Here is a 16,136-nt window from a genome sequence, read left to right on the forward strand (position 1 = left end):
TCTTCACTTTTTATTGATCTGCGGGCCTATTCTAAGAAGCCGAAACCTTCATCCAGCTTTCCAAAAAACGGCTTTTTTATTTGCAGCGCAACAAAAAAGATGCCAAAGAAACACGAGACTACCGCATGAAATTGCTCCTGATCGAAGACAATCCCCAGCTTGCCCACTGGCTGGAGCAGATTCTCAAGGAACACAAGTTCAAGGTCGATATCGCCGCCGATGGCGAGATCGCCGACCAGGTGCTGCGCGACGAGAACTACGATGTCGTGCTGCTGGACCTGATGCTGCCCAAGATGCATGGCAAGAATGTGCTGCGCCGCCTGCGCGAGCGTCACAACGGCGTGCCGGTGATGATCCTCACCGCCAGCGGCTCCATCGACGAAAAGGTGGAATGCCTGGGCGCCGGGGCCGACGACTACCTGGTCAAACCCTTCGAGATCCGCGAACTGGTGGCCCGCATCAAGGTACTGGTGCGCCGCCAGACCCCCGACAAGGCCGCCGAAATCCACTGCGGCGACCTGGTCTACGACAGCAACACGCGCCAGTTCGCGGTGGCCGGCACCACCCTGGCGCTGCCGGCGCGCGAGCATGACGTGCTGGAAGTGCTCATGCTCAAGCAGGGCAAGACGGTCTCCAAGACGGCGTTGATGAAGGGCGTCTTCAGCCTCTCCGAAGAACCCAGCGCGGACGCCATCGAAATCTATATCTCGCGCCTGCGCAAGAAGCTGGAACATTCCTCGGCCGCCATCATGACCCTGCGCGGGCTGGGCTACCTGCTGCGCCAGAAAGATGATTGACAGCCTGCGCCTGCGGCTGCTGTGGTGGCTGCTGATCCCGATGGCGGTCTATGTGGGCCTGTCCACCAGCGACGCCTACGACAACGCCGTCTCCAGCGCTACCCTGGTGCAGGATCGCGCCCTGCTGGCCTCGGCCCGCATGATGGCCGGCCAGGTAGGCTGGAACGACGGCGCGCCGGTGGTCTCGGTGCCACCGGCGGCGCTGGAACTGTTCGCCTCGCCGGCCCAGGATGCGGTCTATTACCAGGTGCTGATGGATGACGACACGCTCCTGGCCGGCCGCCCCGACTTCCCCGCCCAGCCCGACTTTGCGGCACTCTACCCGGTCTATACGACCACCACCTTCGAAGGCCGGCCGCTGCGTGTGGTGAGCTATATCCGCGCCCTGTTCGACGAGGGGACGCTGCGCATGGTGGCGGTCTCGGTGGGCCAGACCATGCAGGGGCGCCAGCAGATGATCGACGACCAGTGGCACGCCTCGCTGCGACGCCAGATCGTATTGCTGCTGTTGGCCATCAGCCTGGTGGTGTTGGGCCTGACCATGGAATTGCGGCCTATCCTGGCGCTCAAGGACGCGCTGGCCACGCGCCAGCCCGATTCGCTCACGCCCCTGCAGGCTGGTGGCCTGCAGCAGGAACTGCGGCCCATCGTGGAGGCGATCAACCAGTACATCTTCCGCCTCAATGCCCAGGTCACGGTGCAGAAGCGCTTTGTGGCCGATGCCGCGCACCAGTTGCGTACGCCCCTGGCGGTGATCGACTCGCAGATCCAGTTCGCCCGCCAGCTCGACGATCCGCAGCGGGTGGCCCAGGTGCTGGCCTCGCTGCAGGAGGGCAGCCGCAGCATGACCGATCTGACCAACAAGCTGCTGTTGCTGTCGCAGGCCGAAGCCTCCAACGGCAGCGCCTTCCCGCGCGGCCCGGTGGACCTGCTGTCGGTGGCGGCAATGGTGCTGGAAGAACTGGCCGGGCTGGCCCTGAAAAAGAACATTGACCTCGGCCTGGAGACCACCCTGGAAAGTGCCATGGTCACCGGCAACGAAGCCCAGTTGGGCGGCATGCTGATGAATCTGATCGACAATGCCCTGCGCTACACCCCGGAGGGCGGCAAGGTCACCGTGGGGCTGCAGCACAGGCGCAAGCAGCTCATCGTCACGGTGACCGACAATGGTCCCGGCATCCCGGCTGAAGTGCGCGAGCGCGTGTTTGAACGCTTCTATCGCAATGCCCGCCCGGACCAGCCAGGCTCCGGCCTGGGCCTGGCCATCGTGCGCGAAATCGTGCAGGCCTCGCAGGGCGCGATACGGCTGGAAGTACCGGCCAGCGGCACCGGTCTGGTGGTGGTGGTCAGCCTGCCAGCCATGGCTGCCCCGCCCACTGTGTCGTAGACACGCCGTCGGCAATACAAAATTCTGCAGCGCACATAAAACCTGAGCAAAAAGTATCACCGGCCTTCACGCTTTTGGCGTGGAGCGCCGCGCCCTGGGCTCGTACTCTTGGCCTGGCCGTCAGACAGGCTGTGTTCGCACTGCGCTATGTTCCCCGATGCGGTTGCGCGCACGCCGAGACACGTGACAGGTGATCGATAAAAAATATCAGGAGACAAATCGTGAACAGGTTCTACTTGGGCGCTGCGTGCGCCGTCCTGGGTGCTGCGCTGCCGCTGTCGGTATCGGCGCAGTCCTGCAACGTCCCCGTGCTGAAGGTGCTGGCCCAGAAAAGCCTGGGCCTGACCGTGATGGAAAAATCGCTGGCCGATTACCAGAAGCGCAGCGGTACCCGCGTCGAGATCAGCTACTTCGGCGAGAACGACCGTCGCGCCAAGTCGCGCCTGGATGCCTCTACCAAGGCCGGTTCGTATCAGGTCTACTACGTCGATGAGGCCAACGTGGCCGAATTCGCCTCGGCCGGGTGGATCGTGCCGCTGCTGAAGTATTTCCCCAAGGAAGCCGACTATGATGACTTCCTGCCCGGCCGCCGTGCCGTGGCCAGCTACAAGGATGTAGCCTACTTCGCGCCACTGATCGGCGGCTCGGACTTCCTCTTCTATCGCCGCGATCTGCTGGAGAAGGCTGGCCTGCCGGTACCACGCACGCTGGACGAACTGGTGGCCGACATCAAGAAGCTGCATTCCCCGCCCAATGTCTATGGCTGGGTGGCACGCGGCCAGCGCGGCTCGGGCATGAACGTGTGGCGCTGGGCGCCTTTCATGCTGGCCCAGGGCGGTAGCTGGACCGACAAGAACAACCAGCCGGCCTTCAATTCGCCAGCGGCAGTGAAGGCCACGCAGCTCTATGCCGAACTCTTCAAGTACGCGCCACCGGGCGCGGCCACCTACGACTGGAGCAATGCGCTGGAAGCCTTCCGCTCCGGCAAGGTGGCCTTCATGATCGAGTCCACGCCCTTTGCCGACTGGATGGAAGACAGCAGCAAGTCCAGCGTGGCCGACAAGGTCGGCTATGCCCGTCCGCCTGCGCCCCTGCCCTCGGCCGCCTATGGCCACGGCCTGGCCATCTCGGCCGTCGGCGCCAAGGATGAATGCACGCGCCAGGCAGCCGGCAAGTTCATCGCCTTCGCCACCGGCAAGGAGCAGGAACAGGCCCGCCTGCGCGAAAAGGTCTTCAGTGACTACAACCGCAACAGCACCGTCCAGAGCGACTACTTCCAGAAGAACGTCAAGCCGCAGATCCTGGCCGGTCTGAAGGACACCACCCCGGTCTCCAAGCTGACCATCTGGCCCAGCCCGCAATGGCCGGACATCGGCGACAACCTGGGCGTGGCGCTGGAGGAAGTGTTCACCGGCACGCAGAAGGACATTCCTCGCGCGCTCAACGATGCTGCGCAATATGCGCAGGATGCCATGGAACATGCGCGCAAATAGCGGCAAGCCAAACCTCGATCCCACCCCGAGCACCGTTCGGACTGAGTAGCGGCATGGCCGCGTATCGAAGGCGCAACTGTACTTGTCGCCGGTTCTTTGCTGAACTTGCACGACTGGCGCAGACACCGCGCGCCTTCGATACGGCCCTGCGGGCCTACTCAGGACGAACGGTCGCCAAGGAATCGGAACGTACTGGCGTGGCGCCGACGCTACGCCTCGCTTAGAAGAAGTCACCGCCGAGGCCCTATCCTTGGGTCGCGGCGGCTTCCGGAGTCCTGCATGTTCAATCGTGGAAAGACCTCGCTACCCTACCTGTTCCTGGGGCCCTCGCTGCTGGTGATGCTGGTGCTGGGCCTGGTGCCGACGGTGGCGGCCATCAACCTGGCCCTGAAGAACCGCGTACTGCGCTATCCCGACAGCGACTATGTCTGGCTGCGCAATGTGGAAAGGCTGCTGTCGGACCGGCGCTTCCTCAACGCCATCGAAGTCTCGGCGATCTGGGAAGTGGTGACCGTGCTCGGCGCCGTGGTGGCGGGTGTGCTCATCGCCATCTATCTCTTCGAAAACGTCCACGGCAAGTGGCGGCACGCCATGTGCGTGCTGCTGATCACGCCGGTGCTGCTGCCCCGGGTGTCGGCGGCCTTTATCTGGAAGTTCATGTATTCGCCGCTGACCGGCATCCTTGGCTGGGTGCTGGGGCTGGTGGGCATCCATGACACGGCCTTCCTGTCCGACCCGGTGATGGCACTGTACGCGGTGGCGCTGGTGGACATCTGGCAATGGGGCCTGTTCTTCGCCGTGATCGTGTTGAAGCTGCTGGAAACACTCCCCCCTGAACCACTGGAAGCGGCCAGATTGGACTATGCCCGCACCTGGCAGGTGTACGCCTACATTGCCCTGCCGATGCTGAAGGCCCCCTTGATGAGCCTGGTCTTCATCAAGATGGTGGAGTCGCTGCGTTCCTTCGACCTGATCTACGTGATGACCAAGGGCGGTCCCGGCGTCACCACCGAGACGCTGGACATGTATGCCTATGCGCAAGGGATCGGGCTGTCCGGCAAGGTCTCGTATGCCTCCACCATGGCGGTACTGATGATGGTGGCGACCACGCTGATCTTTACCCTGATCTGGAAGCGGGTGAGCAAATGGGAAGACTGATCGCACGCTGCGCCGTCTGGGGCGTAGGTATCCTGCTGGTGTTGGTGGCGCTGTTCCCGCTGCTGTGGGCGCTGCTCAATTCGCTCAAGACGCTGCTGGACATTGTCACGCCCACGCCGCGCTTCTTCTTTACGCCCACGCTGGAGAATTACCGGCAGGTCATCGGCAGCCCGGAAGTGTTGACCGGCCTGACCAACAGCGCCGTCATCGTCGGCAGCGCGGTGCTGCTGGGCACGCTCATGGGCGTACCGGCAGCCTATGTGATTGCCCGCTATCACGTCCCGGGCAAGCGCGATATCCAGTTCTTCCTGCTGTCGCTGCGCTTCCTGCCGCCAGTGGCGGTGGCCATCCCGCTCATTGCGATCTGGGTCGACCTGGGTCTGTACGACACGCGCTTCTCGATGATCGTGACCTATCTGCTGACCACGCTCTCGACCATCACCTGGCTGTCGATCCCGGTGTTCCAGCGCATGCCGCGCGAGATCGAGGAAGCCGCCACCCTCGACGGCTACGGCCCCTATGCCGTGTTCTGGAAGATCGCCCTGCCCAACTGCGCCGGCACCCTGCTGGGCGGGATCATCTTCAGCTTCGTGCTGGTCTGGAACGAGCTGATGATCGCCCTGGCCCTGACCTCGTCGGCCAGCGCCACCTTGCCGGTGGTGGCCTCGGCCTTTACCTCGATGGGCCAGGAAGTGCCGTGGGGCGTGATCAATGCCTCTACCGTGCTGCTGGCGCTACCGCCCCTGATCTTCGTCGGCGTATTGAGCCGGCTGTTGAATTCCATGCTCAAAGCAAAATAGGAGACCCCATGCAAGCCCTCGTACTCGAAGCCACCCGCGAACTGAAGCTGCGCGAGATCGACCTGCCGCAACAGGTGGGACCGCAGGATGTACTCATCCGCATCCATACCGTGGGCATCTGCGGCAGCGACCTGCATTACTACACCCACGGCAGCATCGGCCCCTTCAAGGTGGAAGCGCCGATGGTGCTGGGCCATGAAGCCTCCGGCACGGTAGCCGAGGTCGGGGCCGAGGTCACCCATTTGAAGGTGGGCGACCGCGTCTGCATGGAGCCGGGCATCCCGCGCCTGGATTCGCCGGCCACGCTGCGCGGCCTGTACAACCTCGACCCGGCGGTACGCTTCTGGGCCACGCCGCCGATCCATGGCTGCCTGACCGGTAGCGTGGTGCATCCCGCCGCCTTCACCTATCGCCTGCCGGACAATGTCAGCTTCGCCGAGGGCGCCATCGTCGAGCCGCTCTCCATCGGCCTGCAAGCCGCCACCAAGGCGCGCATGAAACCGGGCGACACGGCAGTGGTGATCGGCGCCGGCACCATCGGTGCGATGACGGCCCTGGCTGCCCTGGCCGGCGGCGCGGCACGGGTGATCCTGGCCGATGTGGTGGCGGAGAAACTGGCGCACTTCGCCGGCAACCGCGCCGTCACCACGGTCGATGTGTCGCAACATTCGCTGGTGGACGTAGTGCGCCAGCTCACCGGCGACTGGGGCGCGGATGTGGTGTTCGAGGCCTCCGGCCATGGCGGGGTCTATCAGAGCCTGATGGACCTGGTCTGCCCGGGCGGCTGCGCGGTGCTGGTGGGCATGCCGCCGGAACCGGTGGCGCTAGACGTGGTGGCCATGCAGACCAAGGAAGTGCGGCTGGAATCGGTCTTCCGCTATGCCAATATCTTTCCCAGGGCGCTGGCATTGATCAGCTCGGGCATGATCGATGTGAAGCCTTTCATTTCACGCAAATTCCCCTTCTCGCAAAGCATCCGCGCCTTCGAGGAAGCCGCCAGCGGACGTCCCCAGGACGTCAAGATCCAGATCGAGATGGAAGGCTGACCATGGCTGACATCCACTGCCAGGGACTGGCCAAGCACTATGCCGGTGGTCCGCCGGTGCTGCACCCGCTAGACCTGCATATCGGCGATGGTGAATTCGTGGTCCTGCTGGGCCCCTCCGGCTGCGGCAAATCCACCATGCTGCGCATGATCGCCGGCCTGGAAGACATCTCCGGCGGCACCCTTGCCATCGGCGGCCAGGTGGTCAACGCGCTGCCGGCGCGGGATCGCAACGTGGCCATGGTGTTCCAGAACTATGCGCTCTACCCGCACATGAATGTCTATGACAACATCGCCTTCGGCCTGCGGCGGCTCAAGCGACCGGCCGCCGAGATCGACCGCCGGGTGCGCGAGGTGGCCGCCATGCTGAACCTGGACACCCTGTTGGAGCGCAAGCCCCGCGCCATGTCCGGCGGCCAGCAGCAGCGCGCCGCGATTGCCCGCGCCATCATCAAGACGCCCTCGGTGTTCCTGTTCGACGAACCGCTGTCGAACCTGGATGCCAAGCTGCGTGCCCAGTTGCGCGGCGACATCAAGCGCCTGCACCAGCGCCTGCGCACCACTACCGTCTACGTCACCCACGACCAGCTGGAGGCGATGACCCTGGCCGATCGCGTGGTCCTGATGCAGGAGGGCCGCATCGTCCAGGCCGGCAGCCCGGCCGAGCTCTACCGCTACCCGCGCAACCTGTTTGCGGCCGGCTTCATCGGCACTCCGGCGATGAACTTCCTCTCGGGCGTGGTGCAGAGACAAGATCAGGATGTGGTCATCGACACAGCCCGTCAGCGCTGGACACTCAAAGGTGAAAGGTTTTCACGCCTGCGCCATGGAATGGCGGTAAAGTTGGCGATACGTCCCGACTACGTCCGCATTGCCGGCCAGCGGGACACAGCCGCCAGCCTGACCTGCCCGGTCAGCGTGGAACTGGTCGAGATTCTCGGTGCCGACGCACTGCTGACCACCCGCTGCGGCGAAGAGACGCTGACCGCACTGGTCCCTGCCGAGCGCCTGCCGCAAACAGGCGCGCCGCTGACACTGGCCTTCGATCAGCATGATCTGCATGTGTTCGATGTAGCAAGCGGAGAGAACCTGTCGCTGCCCGCGGGCGCCCTGCCGGCCCCCTGGCATGACGACGGCCCGCATGGCAAGGAGACCAAGCATGAGTCCGGATCTGGAACTGGTGCATACCCGCCAGGACGAATCGTTCAGGGCCTGGGTGCATGACTACCCGCACACGGTGGCCAAATGGCACTTCCATCCCGAATATGAAATCCACGTCATCACCGCCTCCAGCGGCAAGTTCTTCGTGGGCGATTGCATCGACGATTTCGGCCCCGGCAACCTGGTGCTGACCGGCCCCAACCTGCCGCACAACTGGGTCAGCAACCTGGGCCCGGACCAGCACCTGGCTGGCCGCGATCTGGTGCTGCAGTTCTCGCGCCCCTTCGTCGAGCGCATGGTGGGCGCCATTCCCGAACTGGCGCCCTTGCAGGAACTGCTCGATGGCGCAGCGCGTGGTCTGCAGTTTCCCGATGCGTTGGGGATATCGATCACGCCGCTGATGCAGGAACTGGCACAGGCCGGTGGTGCGCGGCGCGTGGTGCTGATGATGTCGGTGCTGGAACAACTGGCGTCCTGCCCAGAGCGCAGGCCGCTGGCCGGCCCGGGTTACGACCTCAATGCCCAGCGCCACATGTCATCCACCATCAACCAGGTGTTGTCCTATATCCGCCAGAATCTGGGTGGCAACCTGCGCGAGACAGATGTGGCCGACCTGGCCGGCATGAGCGTGAGCAGTTTTACCCGCTTCTTCAAGCGCCATACAGGCTGCACCTTCATCCAGTACCAGAATGGCCTGCGCCTGAACGAAGCCTGCGAACTGCTGATGTGCACCGAACTGAGCGTGACCGAGGTGTGCTACCGGGTGGGCTTCAACAACCTATCCAATTTCAATCGCCAGTTCCTGGCCTGCAAGGGCATGCCGCCCTCGCGTTTCCGCTCGCTGCACCGGCTCAATGACGACGTCCGGGCAGTGGCCTGACCCCTACTCCGCAAGCAAAGGAAATTGATTTGAGCTATCTGGGCATCGACCTCGGCACTTCCGAAGTGAAGCTCGTCCTCACCGACGACTCCCGCGTCATCGCCACCACCGGCGCCAGGCTGCGCGTGGACAACCCGCACCCGCTGTGGTCCGAACAGGCGCCGCAATCGTGGTGGAACGCCACGCAGGACGCCATCGCCGCGCTGCGCACCGAGGCCCCGCAGGCCTTCTCGGCGCTGCGCGGCATCGGCATCTCCGGCCAGATGCATGGCGCCACCCTGCTGGACCGCAACGGCAACGTCCTGCGCCCGGCCATCCTGTGGAACGACATGCGCGCCCACGCCGAGTGTGTGGAGCTGGAAGCGCTGGTGCCGGATGCCGCCCTCATCACCGGCAATCGCGCCATGCCCGGCTTTACCGCGCCCAAGCTGCTGTGGCTGTCGAAGTACGAACCGGCGGTCTACCGTGCCATCGACAAGGTCTTGCTGCCCAAGGATTACCTGGGCTGGAAGCTGACCGGCGAGTTTGTCTCCGAGATGTCGGACGCGGCCGGCACGCTCTGGCTGGACGTGGCACGACGCGACTGGTCCGAGCGCATGCTCGCCGCCACCGGACTGGACCGCAGCCACATGCCGCGCCTGGTGGAAGGCAGCGCCGTGGCCGGCCAGCTACGCGAGGAATTGCGCCGCGAATGGGGCATCGACGGCCCGGTAGTGGTGGCCGGCGGAGCCGGTGACAATGCCGCCAGCGCCGTGGGCATCGGCGTGACCCAGGCCGGCGACGCCTTCCTCTCGCTGGGTAGTTCGGGTGTCCTGTTTGCCGCCACCGCACGGCACGCCCCCAACCCGCAACAGGGCGTGCATGCCTTCTGCCACTGCCTGCCCGGGCAATGGCACCAGATGAGCGTGATCCTGTCTGCCGCTGCCAGCCTGCATTGGCTGTCCGGCGTGGTCGGTCGCGAGGTGGCCGAACTGGTGGCCGGCGCCGAACACCTGAGCGCGACGCAACAGGCCCAGGCGCCGATCTTCCTGCCCTATCTCAACGGCGAGCGTACCCCGCACAACGATGCCAGCGCCAAGGGGGTGCTGTTCGGCATGACACCGGCGCACGACGCCGCCCACCTGGCCTATGCGGTGATGGAGGGTGTGGCCTTTGCCATGGCGGACGGATATGCAGCGCTGCAGTCGGCGGGTACCGTGCTGCAGAGTGCCGCCCTCGTCGGCGGCGGATCGCGCAGTGCATTCTGGGGGGAGTTGTGTGCCACGGCGCTGGGGATTCCCTTGCGGCGACATGCGGGGGCGGAAGTCGGCGCAGCACTGGGGGCAGCGCGTTTGGGGCGCCTGGCGCATACGGGGGAGGATGTAGCGAAAGTCTGCGTGGCGCCGGAGATTCTGGAGACCTACCACCCCGACTCCGGGAGGCAGGAACAGCTGATGCGCAGGCTGGCACAGTATCGGCGTCTCTACGCCAGTCTGGCCGAGGAATTCAGCCGATTCTCCCGGACCTGATATCCGAAAAGGCAGCACGAAGTTACACCGCTGACCGTCACTGGACGCCCTCTCCGGTCAGCCTTTTCCACATCATCGCCAGCGGCGAAAACACCTCATTTCTCGAAGCATTTCAACAGACTTCGTGCTAGCGCCATGCAACCATCTGCGCTTTCCCGATCTGGCCTGCTAATAGCGCATCCGCTTTCTCCGGGAAACCACCCCTTCCCGCAGAAAGACCCGCATGCAACGAGACCCCAAGCGCTGGGAAATGCTGACCCGCCAGCGCCAGCACAACCGCATCCTGCAACTCTCCTTCGTCCATGAGGACGGCCCCGACGCCGAATTGCTGATCAATCGGCTGGAGGCCAGCGAGGCCTTGAGCCGCGACTTTTTCTACTCGCTGGAACTGCTGAGCAACGATGCCGGCATCGAGCTCAAAACCATGATGGGCAAGCTGCTGTGCGCAGCCTTGACCCGCGCCGATGGCACGCAGCGCTACTTCACCGGCTATGTCGATCGCTTCACTCTCCTGCGTAGCGATGGTGGCATCGCCTTCTATGAAGCCCGGCTGGTCCCCTGGCTGGCCTTCCTGAAATCACGCAAGAACAACCGCATCTTCCACCGCCTTTCGCTGGAAGACCTGAGTGCGACGATCTTCCGTGACTATCGCCTGCACGCGAAATGGGACCTTCAGCGCAGAAAAACCGATCCGGTCCGGACCCAGATGTTCCAGTTCGACGAAAGCGACAGCAATATGCTGCACCGTCGATGGGAAGACGCCGGATGGCATTACCACTACGAGCACGACGCCCAGGGCCATCACCTGATACTGTCGGATGACTCCACCTACGCCCAGCCCATCGACGGCGACGAGGAAGTCCCCTTCCAGCGCCATGGCGGCGCCATCGAAGAAGACGGCATTGCCAGCTGGTCCGCTGCGCGTCGCTTCCAGCCCGCCAGCGTTGCCCTCACCAGCTACGATTTCAAGATGGCCGGCACCCTTGCGGTCAATGTACCGACGCTGAACAAGCAGGGTTCGGCCCTGCCGGTGGAACATTACGAATACACAGGCGCCTATGGTTTTGGCAGTCGGGAAGAGGGCGACCGGAAAAGCCGCATCCGGATAGAAGAATTCGAAGCCCAGGCCAAAATCTTCGAGGGCGCCGGCAATTGCCGTTATCTGCAGCCAGGGCGTACCTTCCGCATGACCGGCCATTTCTCGGAGCAGGGCTCAAGGAAGCCCGACAGGAGCAGTCGTGACGAAGACCAGAAATTCCTGGTCATCAGCGTGGAGCACAGCGCCACCAACAATTACCTGCAGGGCGCCGACGCGCCTCCCATCTACACCAACCGGATCACCTGCCTGCGCCGACGCATCCCCTGGCGCCCAGGCCGGGGGCACCACAGCCAGCCGACCCTGCTCAACGGCATCCAGACAGCCACCGTGGTCGGACCCTCCGGCGAAAATCACTTCGTCGACGAATATGGCCGGGTGCGGGTGCAATTCCACTGGGACCGGATCGGCAAGAACGACGCCGGCAGTTCGGCCTGGATCAGGGTGGCCAGTCATTGGACCGGCGGCACACAGGGATGCATCGCCGTGCCGCGCATCGGGCAGCTGGTGATCGTGCAATGGCTGGGGGGCGATCCGGATCGACCCATCATCACCGGTTCGGTGGTCAACCAGATCAACATGCCACCCTGGGCCCTGCCCTCGCAGGTGGCCCTGTCCGGCATGCGCAGCCGTGAGCTCACACCCAGGCAGGGCAATACCCCGGTGGGCCGCTCCGGTCATCTGCTCTTCGATGACACGCACGGGGCCATCCAGACACAGATGCGCAGTGACGCCTTCGACAGCCAACTCTCCCTGGGCCACATCACCCGCATCGAACAACGGGAGGGACGCCGGGACGCCCGCGGCCAAGGATTCGAGCTACGTTCCGACGCGCACGGCGTCATCCGCGCCGCCCAGGGACTGTTGCTCACCAGCGAGGCACGACCCAAGGCGCATGGACATGTGACCGGCCTGGGCGAGACCGTCGCCCGGTTGACGCAGGCCCGCAGTACCGTGGAGAGCCTCTCCCGGCTGGCCCAGGAACACCAGGCCCAGGACAAGGACGGCGACCAGCAGCACGTTGCCACCGCCCTCCAGGCGCAAAACGACGCCATCCAGGGCAGCAGCAGCGAGGATGGCCGCCCTGCCGAATTGAGCGAACCGCATCTGCTGCTGGCCAGCCCCAGCGGCATCGAATCCAGCTCCGGCGCCTCCACCCATCTGGCCAGCGCCGAGCACGCCGCCGTGACCGCCGGCAGCCATGTCTCGCTGGCGGCCGGCAAGTCCTTCTTTGCCAGTGCCGCAGAAAAGATCTCGCTGCTGGCCTACCGCATGGGCCTGAAACTCATCGCCGCCAGCGGGCGGGTGCAAATCCAGGCACAGAACGACAGCATGGAAATCCTCGCGCAGAAGGTAGTGGACATCATCAGCACCCGCGACTGGATCAACCTCAGAGCCAAGAAGGGTATCCGCCTCAACGGTGGCGGCAGCGAACTGGTGATCGCCGAGGGCATCACCGGCTTCACGAAGGGCGTGCATCACATCCACGCCGAAGACCACCAGACCTTCGGCCCGCAGGAAAAGCCCGCCGAATTCCCCGGCGCACGCCTCTGCTCCACCCGGAACAACGGCGCCGCGCAGGCGGGCGACGCCAGCGTCCCCTTGTCCTGATCCATACGGAGATCCCATGCAAACCGTCTCGCTTCCCGGTGATGTAATCACCACCGGCTACGTGCTGGTCGAGCCATCCAGTGCCGGCTATCACCCGATCTTGAAGTCGCTTCCCACGCATGTCTGCAACACGCCGATGCTCAAGGATGCGGAAGAACTGACGCCGCGCCTCATCGACATGGCCGCGCTCACGCCGGAACAGCAGGAGACCGTCAGCACCGCCCTGCACCAGGAGCCGGAAGCAGCACATCCGCCCACCCTGTGCGCCTGGCTTGAAACCGAAGCCGACATCGACAGGCTGGCGCGCGCCATCACCCGCTTCCTGATCGGCCCCGGCCCGGAAGAGGAACCCATCTATTGGCGCTACTTCGATCCTCGCGTCTTTTCCTTGGCCATGCACCTGTTCTCCCCCGAGCAACGCGACGCCTTGCTGGGTCCGGTCACGCAGTGGTGCTTCGCCTGGTGCGGCCATTGGTGGAGCATGCCCGGCCCGGGACGGGAAGTGGACGCCCTGGAAGGAATCCGGCCCGCCTGGCCCAGTAGTAACCAGTGGAACAGCCTGGCCCACGCCCATCTGCTGGAACGCGTACTGCGCAATCTCGACAAGCCACCCGCCGCCTTCACGCCGCAGGAAATCCTGCAACACCAGCGACGTGGCGAACTCGCACTCGGTCGAGGCCGGCAGCGGCTCAATCTTTCCGCGCCAGATGACCTGATCGCCTACGCCATCCATTGCGTTCGCTACGAAAGCGCATTTCTTCAGCATCCAAAACTGAGCGACGCATGGACCGCACTGTCCAGCGGCGCAACCAACTGGAGCGCCCTCCTCGCCCGGCTCGACCATGTCGATTACCAGCAGATGGAAGAGCTCCACCGTCTCATGTCCCCATCCAGAGGAGCAGCACGATGACCAACTGCAATTTCTGCCACAAGAAAGGCCTGCTGATCTACCCGGTCCGCTACGCCGTCGCCAGTCCATATGGCGCGGACGGCGTACCGGGGCTATCCGGCAATTTCCGGATCGAAGACGCACCCCAGGCCGCAGGCGCCGCCAAGTACAGCGGCAGCAAACCAGGGCCGATGCCCGTACGGAAGCTCGTCGCGCAGTGAACTACGCGAAAGCAAACCCTAGTATCGACATTTACGAGCTAGACATCGCCAAGCTGGAGAGGGAGGGACGCATCGCGCCGGGAAGCATTAAGGGCATCGGTATTCCGGGCGTTGCGGTGGCGCGGAGATGGTTGGGTTCATCGTCACCACCGGAATTCAGGCTAGGCATAGTAACCATCCTTATACAGTTGGTGGCACTGAATTTTGCCATGAAGGACCTCGCCAACAATGACCAGTTCAACGAGGAGGAAACAACAGTCAAGGCTACCGTGGCGATCCTCAGCTTAGGCGCGACCATCGTCGAGACGGTTGCGGTCACTGTGGAAAAATCCGTGGAACATCCTCTAGCTGCATTTATTCGACGTCAATGGTCTATGGACGTAGAACGTGTAAAGCGGCTTGCTTTGCAAGCTCGGTTAGTCGGTGCGCTTGCTGGCATTGGTGCTGCGAGCTATGACATCTTCATCAACACGCCTAAAGCCTATAGGGAAGGAAATAAAGTCTTAGCCGGCCTGTATTTTTCGAATGGAGTTCTGGCCGCACGAATAGCAGCGGCAGGATTTTTTTCGCTGGGCACCCTTTTCTGGCCGTTACTCTTGCTCTCCATCGGTATTGGCATCGCCATAGCACTTGTTAATAACAGCCAACTTAAAACATGGTTATCACGCTGCGAGTTTTCAGTCGGGGAGAAGTACGTCTCCTTCAATGCCCAATTGAAGGGATATCATGACGCAATGGGAGCCTAACAATGGATGAACGCATATTTCCACTCGAAATAGGTCGACCCATTCCAGAATGGAACCTAAGACATCGACTACCTATCGATAAGCCAGTCAGCCCTGAGTGCAAAGACACCGGCACTATTTTCCGGATCAACTCCACCTACATGGATGTAACAGATCAACCCTTTAAGGATCGGCAAGAAGGGACATGCCTAGCAGACCTGCTCTCGCAATGGAATTACTGGTGCTGGTACATGAATCACGGTCCGGCGGATTTACCTAAGCCGCTCCTTTTCTTCAAGGAGAAGGAGAACCCCCTCGAGAGCTTTCTGTTCTGCCTATACGGCTTTGGGATGCGTGCGAGCGCTGCCTATCGCATTTCGATGATGCCGTTCATCCTGCTGATGACTAGCCATCGCCTGATGGCGCTATGGACTTGCCGTGATCCGATCTGGCCTGACGCAGTGAACAAGGTCAGCGTCTTCGAGCCAGATGATCCTTTCAACGAGCCCTCCGGCAGCACACCCATCGGATGGGCAGAAACTGCGCACGCACTGGATCGAAACGAATATCCGGAAGGCGACAAAAAGGACATGCAAAGCTGGTCTGGCGAAACAGACCCTGCTGCCAATGCTCTGCTCTGGGAAAAAGACATACCTCCCAAGCATTAACGCCGGACAAATAGGTATGCCTTGAGTAGCGTCATACGGAGCAACAAAGATCACATAAGCTAAATATGGATGAACGCATATTTCAATTCAAAGCTGGACGCCCCATCGCGATGATGCCGTACATCCTGCTCATGACCGGCTACCGCTTGATGGCGCTCTGGACTTGCCGTGATCCTGTCTGGCCGCAGGCAGTCATGGACGTCAGCGTCATTGAAGCTGACGATCCCTACGATGAGCCCCGCGGAGACACTCCAATCGGCTGGGGTGAAACCGTGCTTGCCAGGCAGCGAGGCGATTATCCTGACGATCCGAAAATGGAAATCAAAGATTGGCAAGGCGAAGCTGACCCCGCGCTGAATGCCTTGCTTTGGGCCGAAGACACTCCACCAACCATCCATCAACCAAGGAAATCCCCTCATGAAAGATGAACAAGGTAGAGCCGTCATCCGCCTGGGTGACAAGACCTCTCACGGCGGTGAAGTGATTTCCGCCAACGATACACTCAAGGCCATGGGCAAGGCGGTCGCGCTTGAAGGCGATATGACGACCTGCCCCAAGTGCAAGGGGCAATTCGCCATCCAGCCCGGCAACAGCACGCGCAAGCACCACGGCAAGCTGGTCGCCTATCATGGTGACGCAACTGCATGTGGTGCGACATTGATTTCCTCGCTCTAAGAAAGCTGGCAAGGACGAAACA

16 protein-coding genes are annotated in these 16,136 nt (G+C 62.8%); all 16 read left to right on the forward strand.

Annotated elements, in window-relative coordinates; translation table 11 throughout:
- Positions 1-125: 125 nt before the first annotated feature.
- Positions 126-797, forward strand: a complete 672-nt coding sequence (locus HWE04_RS17175; protein ID WP_006462850.1) for a response regulator — start codon at positions 126-128, stop codon at positions 795-797.
- Positions 790-2,184 carry a sensor histidine kinase gene (locus HWE04_RS17180; protein ID WP_241813182.1) on the forward strand — a complete coding sequence of 465 codons (1,395 nt, stop codon included), beginning with the start codon at positions 790-792 and terminating at the stop codon, positions 2,182-2,184. The genes HWE04_RS17175 and HWE04_RS17180 overlap by 8 nt, the downstream gene beginning before the upstream one ends.
- A gap of 221 nt (positions 2,185-2,405) precedes the next feature.
- Positions 2,406-3,677 (forward strand): ABC transporter substrate-binding protein, encoded by a 1,272-nt coding sequence (locus HWE04_RS17185; RefSeq protein WP_077238359.1) that lies wholly within the window; start codon positions 2,406-2,408, stop codon positions 3,675-3,677.
- Between the two features lie 279 nt (positions 3,678-3,956).
- Positions 3,957-4,835 (forward strand): carbohydrate ABC transporter permease, encoded by an 879-nt coding sequence (locus HWE04_RS17190; protein ID WP_241813183.1) that lies wholly within the window; start codon positions 3,957-3,959, stop codon positions 4,833-4,835.
- Positions 4,823-5,635, forward strand: coding sequence for a carbohydrate ABC transporter permease (locus tag HWE04_RS17195; RefSeq protein ID WP_241813184.1), 813 nt, complete (start codon positions 4,823-4,825; stop codon positions 5,633-5,635). The genes HWE04_RS17190 and HWE04_RS17195 overlap by 13 nt, the downstream gene beginning before the upstream one ends.
- A gap of 8 nt (positions 5,636-5,643) precedes the next feature.
- Positions 5,644-6,681, forward strand: coding sequence for an NAD(P)-dependent alcohol dehydrogenase (locus tag HWE04_RS17200; protein WP_234294283.1), 1,038 nt, complete (start codon positions 5,644-5,646; stop codon positions 6,679-6,681).
- 2 nt (positions 6,682-6,683) lie between these two features.
- Complete coding sequence (locus tag HWE04_RS17205) at positions 6,684-7,904, forward strand: ABC transporter ATP-binding protein (RefSeq protein WP_241813185.1); 1,221 nt, start codon at positions 6,684-6,686, stop codon at positions 7,902-7,904.
- On the forward strand, positions 7,840-8,721 hold the full coding sequence (locus tag HWE04_RS17210) for an AraC family transcriptional regulator (RefSeq protein WP_241813186.1): 882 nt from the start codon (positions 7,840-7,842) through the stop codon (positions 8,719-8,721). Before HWE04_RS17205 ends, HWE04_RS17210 begins: the two co-directional genes overlap by 65 nt.
- 29 nt (positions 8,722-8,750) lie before the next feature.
- Positions 8,751-10,229 (forward strand): xylulokinase, encoded by a 1,479-nt coding sequence (gene xylB / locus HWE04_RS17215; protein WP_241813187.1) that lies wholly within the window; start codon positions 8,751-8,753, stop codon positions 10,227-10,229.
- Between the two features lie 223 nt (positions 10,230-10,452).
- On the forward strand, positions 10,453-12,936 hold the full coding sequence (locus HWE04_RS17220) for a type VI secretion system Vgr family protein (RefSeq protein WP_241813188.1): 2,484 nt from the start codon (positions 10,453-10,455) through the stop codon (positions 12,934-12,936).
- Positions 12,937-12,952: 16 nt separating this feature from the next.
- The gene (locus tag HWE04_RS17225; RefSeq protein WP_241813189.1) at positions 12,953-13,846 is read left to right on the forward strand and encodes a DUF4123 domain-containing protein; all 894 of its coding nucleotides are present in this window, start codon (positions 12,953-12,955) and stop codon (positions 13,844-13,846) included.
- A complete protein-coding gene (locus HWE04_RS17230; RefSeq protein ID WP_241813190.1) occupies positions 13,843-14,046 on the forward strand; it encodes a hypothetical protein in 204 nt (67 codons plus the stop codon). Before HWE04_RS17225 ends, HWE04_RS17230 begins: the two co-directional genes overlap by 4 nt.
- A complete protein-coding gene (locus HWE04_RS17235) occupies positions 14,043-14,792 on the forward strand; it encodes a hypothetical protein (RefSeq protein WP_241813191.1) in 750 nt (249 codons plus the stop codon). The genes HWE04_RS17230 and HWE04_RS17235 overlap by 4 nt, the downstream gene beginning before the upstream one ends.
- A gap of 2 nt (positions 14,793-14,794) precedes the next feature.
- Positions 14,795-15,439, forward strand: coding sequence for a DUF6708 domain-containing protein (locus HWE04_RS17240; RefSeq protein WP_241813192.1), 645 nt, complete (start codon positions 14,795-14,797; stop codon positions 15,437-15,439).
- Between the two features lie 65 nt (positions 15,440-15,504).
- Complete coding sequence (locus HWE04_RS17245; protein ID WP_342222440.1) at positions 15,505-15,867, forward strand: hypothetical protein; 363 nt, start codon at positions 15,505-15,507, stop codon at positions 15,865-15,867.
- Complete coding sequence (locus HWE04_RS17250) at positions 15,857-16,114, forward strand: PAAR domain-containing protein (protein WP_241813193.1); 258 nt, start codon at positions 15,857-15,859, stop codon at positions 16,112-16,114. Before HWE04_RS17245 ends, HWE04_RS17250 begins: the two co-directional genes overlap by 11 nt.
- Positions 16,115-16,136 lie beyond the last annotated feature (22 nt).

The organism is Herbaspirillum sp. C7C2, assembly GCF_022627865.1.
GTDB classification, from domain to species: Bacteria; Pseudomonadota; Gammaproteobacteria; order Burkholderiales; family Burkholderiaceae_D; genus Herbaspirillum; species Herbaspirillum frisingense.